Raw genomic sequence first — 9,109 nt, forward strand, 5'->3', positions numbered from 1 at the left:
ACTAAGTATATGTAAACATGAAATTATTCAAACGAAGCAGTAAAAGGCGGGAATGGAAAAATGAGACTCTGATTAGAGCGCATAAAAAAACGGTGCCCGGCATTAAGCCGGCACCGTTTCTTCGTGCGGGGATTGCTATGCTGCACAGCCTGGCGAATTCAGTGGATTAACCCGGATTCCAAATAAAATCAGTTCAGCTTCCAGAGAGCCGGTGTTGTAGACGGCTCCCAGCTTACCAGCGAGGTATGTGCCTGCAGACAGGTATATGATTTCCCGCTGTAGGTTACAACATCACCCGCTTTATAAGCAATTCCTGCAGCCCAGGCTGAGGCACCCGTTGTTGCCGTCGGGGTTGCCGTCACCACAGGCGTCGCGGTTGGTGCTGCTGTCGGCGTAGCCGAAGGACTTACAGTGGGAGTGGCTGTAGCGGAAGGCTGCGGTGTAGTGTTGCCGCAAGTACCGACAACCCTCCAGACTCCGAAGGCACCGCTGAGATCCGGCCGTTCGCCCTGCGTCCACCACTGGGCTTGATAGAGCAGTCCGCCGTAGGAGGCCTGCTGTCCTTGAGTGTAGACGGCGGTTGAACTCCAAGCCGCTGCCGTACATTGACCTGGTGTTGCAGTAGGTGTAACTGTTGCGGTCGGTGTGGCTGTAGCAGTCGGTGTGGCACTCGGCTTAACCGTTGCCGTAGGTGTCGGCGATGGGGTTGCACTAGGTGTTGCCGATGGTTTCACTGTAGCTGTTGGCGTAGGGCTTGGCGTTGCCGAAGGCGTTGGTGAAGGAGTTACCACTCCGCCGCTAAGATCAGCGCTTAGCTTCGTCTGCAGTGTCCGGTTACGGTCGCCGCTGGTCTCCCAGAACATGGCTCCGGCCAGGCCTTTGGATTTCAGATAACTTGTTTTGTAGCCAATGGATTCTACATCATCGTAGCTGATAAAGGTCTGATTTGAAGGATTATAAAGATAAGGAACCTTGGAAGTGTTGTTCCAGTAGCGGGTGTAGCCGTTCTTGTTGATGTAGTTGGCTTCCAGATCACTGAAATCATAGTTGCCCTTCTCCCAAGTACCTGTGGAGGAGATTCCCGCCGAGACCTGGTACTGGCCGTTCCCCGCAGCCGGAGCACCTCCCCAGCCTCTGCCATAGAACGGCATGCCGAGCACCAGTTTACCCGCCGGCACGCCGGCACTCAGATAGCTGGTGACCGCTTTGTCGATATTGTAATTCGCCGGCTCCGTCAGCCCTGATGAAGCTGCGGCCGGATCATAGTAGAGCGGCGCGTTGTGGCCGGTAGTTGTATTCCAGCTTCCGTTGAAGTCATAGGTCATGATATTAATCCAGTCCACCACTGCAGCGATCCCGCTGAGATTATTGTTCTGGATATAAGCAGGTCCTGCGCCGGAAGCAATGGTCAGCAGATACGTTTTGCCGTCGGCAGTTCCTGCAGCATTCAGCTTCTCGCGGATCTTCTGCAGCAGCAGAACATAGTTCTGTTTATCCTCCGGACGGTAGCTGTTGCCCGCCAGTCCTCCGCTGACCGGGTATTCCCAGTCCAGATCAACGCCGTCCATCTGGTATTTGCGGATGAAATCAACGGCGGAATTGGCGAATACCTCGCGGCTTGCCGCAGTCGCAGCCACATCTGAGAAGCGGTTCGACCACGTCCAGCCGCCGACGGATATGACCGTCTTCAGGTTCGGATTCTTCTCCTTCAGCTTCCAGAGCTGCTTCAGGTTACCCTTGATCGGGTCATCCCATTTATCGTCGCCGAAGCTTTTCTGGGCGTCGATCCAGGGATCACCCAGCACAATGGTGCCGTTCGGGACGCTAATTGTCTGTCCTTGCTCATTCTGGCAGGACCAGGTTACCGGATTCGGACCGGTAGGGTCTGGATTGCCGTGTATCCCGTTCCAGCAAATATCCGCAAACGCATAGTTGATTACATTCATTTTATTAGGATCAATATCCGTTACATTATAGGCCCGCCCGTAAGCAGCCCAGGAGGCATAATACCCGACAAGCTTGTAATCCGAAGCTGCATTAGCCGTTCTGGTATTTGTACCGAAAGCCGAAAAAAGGGTAAGGATAAGAACTGCTGCCAAGCCAAGCACAAAGGGTTTACGAGATTTACTTTTGATAAAGACCATTTCGTTATTACCTCCCCGGTTCAATGCGTTACCCAAACAGAAAGCTTCAGCACTCACCTCCAGGACCCTATTGACCCCCACCCTGTAAATCTATTAAATTCACAACTAGCAGGCTGAATACTATAGTCCAGCCCAAAAAAGCGCAGCTAAGCTGCATACCTGCGGATCTCGTGCTCTCTTGCCGGGTGTCTACTCTTAACTATGGCTTATGCTTGTGTAGTAAGTTTTGCGTCATTCAGCTAGGCTGCCTCTGTTTGCAAAACTTGTGAAGGGAATGGGGTAGCGGAAGAATGCAGGATGTTCGAAAGGGGTGAAGTCAACTCTTATTCTCATACAAAGCACGCTGCTGCGCTAGGGGTAAATTTCCATACTGAGGGGGGATTATCATCTAATTTCCATATTTCACTTCACCTTGATGGAACGCATCACAAAAGCAGCAATTCTCAAGGGAAGAATCGCTGCTCAACTTATTATATTCATTCAGAAAATAGAAGACACCTTATTGTCGTTAGGCTAAAATCGAACGGACATTAAGCAATACGTTTCGCATAAATTCGGAATCCGAAGGAACATTGCCCACTATTCTAATTCCACGCTTGCGGAAATCCAGGCTTTTCACCTGATCTGTGAGAACAACGCCAGTGAATTCAATTCCTTCCGGCAAAGGAACCTCAAATGGATAATCCTTCAATTGATTCGTGATAGGACACATCAATGCAAAACCTGTTAAATTATTAAATTCATATTCAGACAGTACAATGACAGGACGGTGGCCATCTTGTTCATGGCCAGCTTGCGGAGTAAAGTTAAGCCAGACTAAATCACCTCGTGAAGGAGCAGTCAAATCAACTCTTCTCCTTCCGTACCCCATTCCAATTCTTCTTGACGATGTTCAGGTTTGACCTTCGACAGAAGCATTTTTAGATGGTCGCGTAATTGTTCGCTGGATTCTTGCGGCGGAGTTGCAGGACGGAGCAGAATATGATTCTCAGGAGTCAGGATAATCTCCAGTTCTGCCCCATCTTCAAGATTCAAACGTTTAATGATTTGACTTGGAATCCTGACTGCACTGCTGTTTCCCCATTTACTTAGGATAGCAGTTGTCATAAAAATCACATCCTTCTCTAATCTATAATCCAAGTATATCTCACCACCTGCATAATGTATATCCATATAATATACATCCTTGAGTAAATTGATTCATGAATCTCTTCCCTGAAACCAAAAAATCCGGAAGCCCCGTGCATGTTACACATGCATGGAGGCTTCCGGATAAGCTTCAGCTTCTATTTCACATCGCGCTGCGCGGCAGCAAGCTTCTCCGTCAGCAGGCGCAGTGCTGCGCCCCGGTGACTGATCGATTGCTTGTCTTCCAGCGTCAGCTCCGCCATCGTCTTCTCAAACTGCGGAAGATAGAAGAGCGGGTCATAGCCGAAACCTCCGCCGCCCGCAGGCTCCGAGGTAATCCAGCCTTCCACTGTCCCTTCCGCCGTCAGCTCCCGCCCGTCCGCCGGATCATACAGCGACAGAGCACAGACGAACCGGGCCGGACTGAGCAGCGGCTGGCCGGTATCCTCACCCTGCTTCAGCCGCTCCAGCTCGCTCAGCAGCTTCAGGTTGTTCGCTTCATCATCTGCAGGCTCCCCGGCGTAGCGGGCCGAGTATACTCCCGGACTTCCGTCCAGCGCTTCCACGCATAGACCGGAATCATCCGCAAGCACCGGAAATCCGAGTGCATCCCCTACCGCCCGGGATTTTTTGAAGGCATTCTCGGCAAAAGTCACCCCGTCCTCCACCACATCCGGCAGATCGGGGTAATCGAACATGCTTTTGACGGTGAGTCCAAGGGGAGCAAAGGCGTGCTGGAACTCCCGCACCTTGCCTTTATTCTTCGTCGCGACAATCAGAATCCCGCTGCCGGACTTCATATTACACCTCTTGGCCAGGCTGGCCGGAAGGGATTTTGAGCGCAATGGGACCCAGTACTTCTTTTTGAACGGCGATCAGCTCGTAGATCCCCTTCTCGCCCAGACCCAGCAGCTGGTCAAGCTCCTGGCGAGTAAACGGCCGTTCTTCGCCGGTACCCTGCACTTCAACAAACGCACCGCCGCCTGTCATAACCACATTCATATCAACCTTCGCTTTGGAATCCTCTTCATAGTTCAGATCGAGCAGCGTTTTGTCACCGACGACACCGACGCTGATCGCCGCCAAGTAGTCCGTAATCGGAAATACCGCCAGCTTGTGCTGCAGTGCGATTTTATTGATGGCAAAGGCCATCGCTACAAAAGCGCCCGTAATCGAAGCTGTCCGTGTTCCGCCGTCCGCCTGAATCACATCGCAATCCAGCGTAATACTGCGTTCGCCCAGTGCCTGCAGATTCACTACGGAACGGAGTGCCCGTCCGATCAGACGCTGAATTTCCATCGTCCGTCCGGTAAGCTTGCCGCGTGCTGCTTCGCGCTGGTTACGGGTCTGGGTGGCCCGGGGAAGCATAGAATATTCGGCAGTGACCCAGCCTTTGCCTTGTCCTTTCAGAAACGGCGGAACTTTCTCATCCACGGTTGCCGTGCAGATGACTTTGGTATCTCCCATCTCAATAATTACAGAGCCCTCTGCATATTTGTTGGTTTGGGTGGTTATCGTCAGCGGCCGGAGCTGGTCTTCTTGGCGCCCGTTTGATCTCATCTTTTCTGCCTCCTACATCGTATAGCCCTAAGTTTGTGTGTACACGAATCCATCCCTTATCTTATACGCAGAAACGGGTGCCGTCCTCTGCTTCAGAGAACGGCACCGCTATTCCTGTCAAGATATCCGGATCAATGAACCTTTATTCTATCAAAGAGCAGGCACAAAAGCATCTTTTTAAAAAGATAAGAATTTATATGCTACACGCCATAAATATTCCTTATCTTTCTCGCTGAAACGGGTACCTGAAAGCGGTACGTAGTAGCGCTGCTTCGAAAGCATAGGCTTTAAAAGGACGCCCAGCCCATTCCACTTACTCTGCATATCCTTCTACAGCGGCAGCTCGTTCACATATTCCGGCGCCGAGACCGGCTGGCCGTAATCGACATTATTGGTTCCCGTAACTGTTTCTTTACCGTTCAAGCGGATCTGCACCAGGGCATCGTCCGTATTCTGCGCAACCGTCAGCACAACTGATTCGAGCATTTCTTCAGGAACGCTTGTGCTGCCTTCGAACATCTCATCCTTCAGGGAAACGGTAACTACCCCATTCTGACCTGCTTCCACGGAATCCACCACCGTGCCCTGAGTCATGACCATCTCCAGGCCATTCTCGGACTGTGGGCCGGCAATCAGCTCGTTCAGAGCTGCCTTCACCGAATCTCCCCCTGCGGGTACAAAGCGCGTAACCGGAACATAATACTGGTGAATGCCATCCGGAGAAGCAGCAGAGAAGTAGACGGTCACTGCGCTGGAGTTCATCATGAGCGCACTCTGCTTCGGCAGGTTAATGCCCATGGCGCGGGACAGCGGCCGATCCAGCGGGGTACCCTGCAGCGGCATTTCGGTAAGCTTTTTGCCATCGACCCAGAGCTGTACGCCCTGGATGTCTTCCTGACCCGTCAGGGTCCAAGTGACTGCCTCCAGAATTTTGCGTTCATCCGCCGGATCATAGTCATTGAATGCCGAGTTGAATTCAACGATGGCCACCTTATCCTGGCCGATAGATACATTGTTCACTTCCGTCCCTGCCGGCAGTACGCCCTGGAAGCCTTCGGGCAGTACAGATTTGTATGCCCCCTTGCTGACTAGCGCAGTAAGAGAATCCTCCAGCATTGCTGTGCCCTCCCCTTGCGGAAGAGCCAGAGACACCGGTGCCAGCAGGCCGTGCTGATCCTCCAGGTACACGGTTGTCCGTTCTCCAGCCGCAGCGGAGACTGCCGCATCTTTAACCCCCGCTGCGAGATCACTCTCATCCAGCGAGACCGGTCCCAGCACCCCGGTGTCGAGTGTGCCTTCTCCGCTGACCTGCAGCATTTGTGCTTCGACTTCACCCGGAGGCGGGTCTACCGCTGCCGATTCCGAACCGAACAGACTGCAGCCGGAGAGCATAATCGGAACGGCCAGCAGGCAAGCCGCGGAAACTCCGCGGATGTGTTTCATAGGCTTATTCAATCTACATTACCCCTTTCAACGCTAAGATCAGTTTGTACTGCTATGTATACGAGCCCTTAGTCCAAAAAATAACAACAGCTTATCCAAAATTGCAGAAGTTCTGTCCGGGCGGGCAGACAGAGCTGGATACGGCCAGCACACTGCCAGATGCAGCCAGATACAGCCCGCGAATCCGCACGGTTCTGGACATCAGTCTGCCGCTTGCGTACAATTTAGTACAAACAGCTATCCTAACTTACTTACGAATGGAGGACTTCTCATGACTGATGCCAAAATCCCTTACAGCCTCAACAGCAAAGCTGTCGCCGAAGCCACCCGGTTCTGGCTGCAGAAACGCGGGGTAACCATACTTGAGATTGCCGAGCTTGTCATGCTGCTGCAGAAGAAGTATTATCCGAACCTGACAATGGAGGAATGCGTTCATAATGTGGAGATGGTGCTGAGCAAAAGGGAGGTGCAGAATGCGGTGCTGACCGGCATCCAGCTTGATGTACTGGCCGAGGAAGGCAAGCTGTTCGCTCCCCTGCAGGATATGATTGAGAATGATGAAGGGCTGTACGGGGTGGATGAGATTCTGGCGTTCTCCATCGTGAATGTATATGGCAGCATCGGTTTCACTAACTACGGCTATGTGGACAAGCTGAAGCCCGGAGTGCTGGAGCGGCTGAATGACAAGACCACCGGCCAGATTCACACGTATCTGGATGACATCGTAGGTGCCGTGGCCGCAGCTGCCAGCAGCCGCATTGCCCACCGGAAGCAGGCAGAACGCGAACAGGAGCTTGGGCTGCCCCATGCACCGGAGGATGTTGAAGAAGCCGCGCGGAGAAAGGTTCCGGAGAATGAGGAGCTGGAGTAAGACGATATTACATTGATTTTATTTTGAAAGGTGCGAAGTGTGAATGACCTATTCGTTTGTAGTTGAGCCTGTGTCCGTTCTTGATTTTGACAGTGAAGATGAGCTGATTGACCGGTGTAAGGAATGGAATCTCCTGCCCGCTACAGCCACCCGGGTCAAAACTTATCAGTATAAGAGAAACGGCCTGACACTGCCGGTAGAAATTGTAGGCTACGTGGACAGCCTGACCGTGGTGATACAGTTTGAGAATAAACAGCAGCACTGCATACATCCCTCTTATCTGAAAGAAATGCAGACCGCTGCCTTCGGACAACGCGCTGCGGCGGCTGAAGCAGCCAAGGCGGATGATTCCACAGAGGTAACAGAAGCGACTCTGCCAGCCGTGAACGTTCTGGAGGAGCAGGAAAGCCAGGAAGTACCGGAGGCAGAAACAGCAAGCAAGGAGATTCTGGCTGCTCCGGAAAGTGCAGATTCAGATTCAGCAAAGCAAGAGACACCGGTAATTCCGCAGAAAAAAGCAGCCGCCTCCAAAAAGAAAGCCGCTGTCCAGCTGCCTGAAGACAAGCTTGCGATTACCGCTATAGTCAAAGAGTTCACAACCGTCCCCAATCATTTCTCGGACAACGATGATGAAGTTATTATATATGAAGCCGTTTCGGTAGAAGACCATGACCTGGCGATTGAGGAAGTCTGGTCCAGCCATAGCGCCACGCTGAAGAAGCTGGAGCTTAATCCCGGCGATAAAGTATCCTTCGAAGCCAAGATCGTCGCCAAGAAGCTCACGCAGCATCCGGTTAAATACAAGATCAACAACCCGTCCAAAATGAAAAAAATCGAATCGGATTCATAGGATCCCTAGTAAATTGCTTGCTGAAGATATGCAGTGACCCGATTACGAATTTGGCGGTATGCTTAATTGCACTTTGTACAACTAAATCGTCTGATTTTCAACCGATTATCCGTTTAGTTGTATTTCGTACAATTAAAATGCGATTTATAGATTGGTTCTCACCATACAGGCAGATTTAGTTGTACAGAATACAGTTATATGATACTAGCCTACCTTTTTGCTGTTTTTAAGTGTACGTTCTACAACTATCACTGAATTCCCACTCGGAGCTACTACATCAATTGCTGCATATAAACAACGGGATGTCTTTTCTCGGAATAATATTGCAACCTGCCGGCTTCTACAGATCTATTGCACAGTATCCAGCGGCCGTGGTGCCATTTGATTGCGCTCCATCAGAGCCAGGATGTCTTCGATCATTTCGTTGGCCGGGTATGGCATCGAATGGGTGATCCACCACTCCATTACACCTACTACAGCCGATGCCAGGAACTGGATCAGCATCTCTTTGTTCATCCCGCGGTTCAGGCCGCTCATGTCGATCTGCTCACTCAGACCCTGCAGCAGAATCGCATGCAGACGGGTCCGGAAGGCCGGAACGCCTTTATTGTTAAGCAGTGTAGTGAAGACCCATGCGTGCCGCTCCAGATATTCGGCTGTGCGCAGCAGCGCGCCCCCGGAGGCGATATGGGCGTCCTCCCCGCCGGCCAGGCAGCTCTCGCACAGCTGTTCCATTTGTGTCTCTATACACTGATCCAGCAGATCGTACTTGTCTACATAATGGAGATAGATTGTACCTCTGCTTACATTGGCACGCGCTGCGATCTCATTTACCGTAATCTGCTCAAAGTTCTTCTCGGCCATCAGGCTGATAAAAGCCTCGAAAATAGCTTCCCGCGTTTTGCCGATACGTCTGTCCATAAGCTTCTCCCTTTCACTTGTCGTCCAGTTGCTTAGTGCACTTATTATATTTAACAAATGTCAATAAATCAACAAGTGTGCACATCGTCACCATGCTCTGCTCTGCCGACCACACTACGCTAGGTGCACCCAGCCGTTCAGCACAACGGGATACATTGGGTCCGATTACCTTCGCGCTGGCACATTGTATTC

Annotated in this window: 9 protein-coding genes; 2 read left to right on the forward strand and 7 right to left on the reverse strand. The window is 51.7% G+C overall.

Going from position 1 to position 9,109, the window contains the following annotated elements; all coding sequences use genetic code 11:
- Positions 1-188 precede the first annotated feature (188 nt).
- The 6 genes from GC101_RS01515 to GC101_RS01540 form a co-directional block, all read right to left on the reverse strand.
- Entirely contained in the window at positions 189-2,144 is a 1,956-nt protein-coding gene (locus GC101_RS01515) for a glycosyl hydrolase family 18 protein (RefSeq protein WP_171715840.1), read from the reverse strand.
- Between the two features lie 508 nt (positions 2,145-2,652).
- Complete coding sequence (locus tag GC101_RS01520; RefSeq protein WP_171715841.1) at positions 2,653-2,988, reverse strand: type II toxin-antitoxin system PemK/MazF family toxin; 336 nt, start codon at positions 2,986-2,988, stop codon at positions 2,653-2,655.
- Positions 2,985-3,317 (reverse strand): AbrB/MazE/SpoVT family DNA-binding domain-containing protein, encoded by a 333-nt coding sequence (locus GC101_RS01525; RefSeq protein ID WP_246354126.1) that lies wholly within the window; start codon positions 3,315-3,317, stop codon positions 2,985-2,987. Before GC101_RS01525 ends, GC101_RS01520 begins: the two co-directional genes overlap by 4 nt.
- Before the next feature lie 113 nt (positions 3,318-3,430).
- Positions 3,431-4,072, reverse strand: a complete 642-nt coding sequence (locus tag GC101_RS01530; protein WP_171715842.1) for an XTP/dITP diphosphatase — start codon at positions 4,070-4,072, stop codon at positions 3,431-3,433.
- Between the two features lies 1 nt (position 4,073).
- Entirely contained in the window at positions 4,074-4,832 is a 759-nt protein-coding gene (rph, locus tag GC101_RS01535; protein WP_039297685.1) for a ribonuclease PH, read from the reverse strand.
- A gap of 330 nt (positions 4,833-5,162) precedes the next feature.
- Complete coding sequence (locus tag GC101_RS01540) at positions 5,163-6,275, reverse strand: GerMN domain-containing protein (protein ID WP_171715846.1); 1,113 nt, start codon at positions 6,273-6,275, stop codon at positions 5,163-5,165.
- Positions 6,276-6,546: 271 nt separating this feature from the next.
- Here GC101_RS01540 and GC101_RS01545 point away from each other — a divergent pair, with 271 nt between their 5' ends.
- Together GC101_RS01545 and GC101_RS01550 are read left to right on the forward strand one after the other, a co-directional pair.
- Complete coding sequence (locus GC101_RS01545; protein WP_171715843.1) at positions 6,547-7,146, forward strand: phosphatidylglycerophosphatase A family protein; 600 nt, start codon at positions 6,547-6,549, stop codon at positions 7,144-7,146.
- A 43-nt stretch (positions 7,147-7,189) separates the two neighbouring features.
- Positions 7,190-7,996, forward strand: a complete 807-nt coding sequence (locus GC101_RS01550; RefSeq protein ID WP_171715844.1) for a hypothetical protein — start codon at positions 7,190-7,192, stop codon at positions 7,994-7,996.
- Between the two features lie 348 nt (positions 7,997-8,344).
- Here the strand turns inward: GC101_RS01550 and GC101_RS01555 are convergent, their stop codons facing one another.
- Positions 8,345-8,917, reverse strand: coding sequence for a TetR/AcrR family transcriptional regulator (locus GC101_RS01555; protein ID WP_042139700.1), 573 nt, complete (start codon positions 8,915-8,917; stop codon positions 8,345-8,347).
- Between the last annotated feature and the right edge of the window lie 192 nt (positions 8,918-9,109).

This window comes from Paenibacillus phytohabitans (assembly GCF_013141775.1).
In the GTDB taxonomy this organism is placed as follows: domain Bacteria; phylum Bacillota; class Bacilli; order Paenibacillales; family Paenibacillaceae; genus Paenibacillus_AQ; species Paenibacillus_AQ phytohabitans.

Bases quoted from the DNA above. Each gene is read 5' to 3' on its own strand.
- GC101_RS01515 (WP_171715840.1), bottom strand. From the start codon at position 2,144: ATGGTCTTTATCAAAAGTAAATCTCGTAAACCCTTTGTGCTTGGCTTG.
- GC101_RS01525 (WP_246354126.1), bottom strand. From the start codon at position 3,317: ATGGATATACATTATGCAGGTGGTGAGATATACTTGGATTATAGATTA.
- GC101_RS01530 (WP_171715842.1), bottom strand. From the start codon at position 4,072: ATGAAGTCCGGCAGCGGGATTCTGATTGTCGCGACGAAGAATAAAGGC.
- rph (WP_039297685.1), bottom strand. From the start codon at position 4,832: ATGAGATCAAACGGGCGCCAAGAAGACCAGCTCCGGCCGCTGACGATA.
- GC101_RS01540 (WP_171715846.1), bottom strand. From the start codon at position 6,275: ATGAAACACATCCGCGGAGTTTCCGCGGCTTGCCTGCTGGCCGTTCCG.
- GC101_RS01545 (WP_171715843.1), top strand. From the start codon at position 6,547: ATGACTGATGCCAAAATCCCTTACAGCCTCAACAGCAAAGCTGTCGCC.
- GC101_RS01550 (WP_171715844.1), top strand. From the start codon at position 7,190: ATGACCTATTCGTTTGTAGTTGAGCCTGTGTCCGTTCTTGATTTTGAC.
- GC101_RS01555 (WP_042139700.1), bottom strand. From the start codon at position 8,917: ATGGACAGACGTATCGGCAAAACGCGGGAAGCTATTTTCGAGGCTTTT.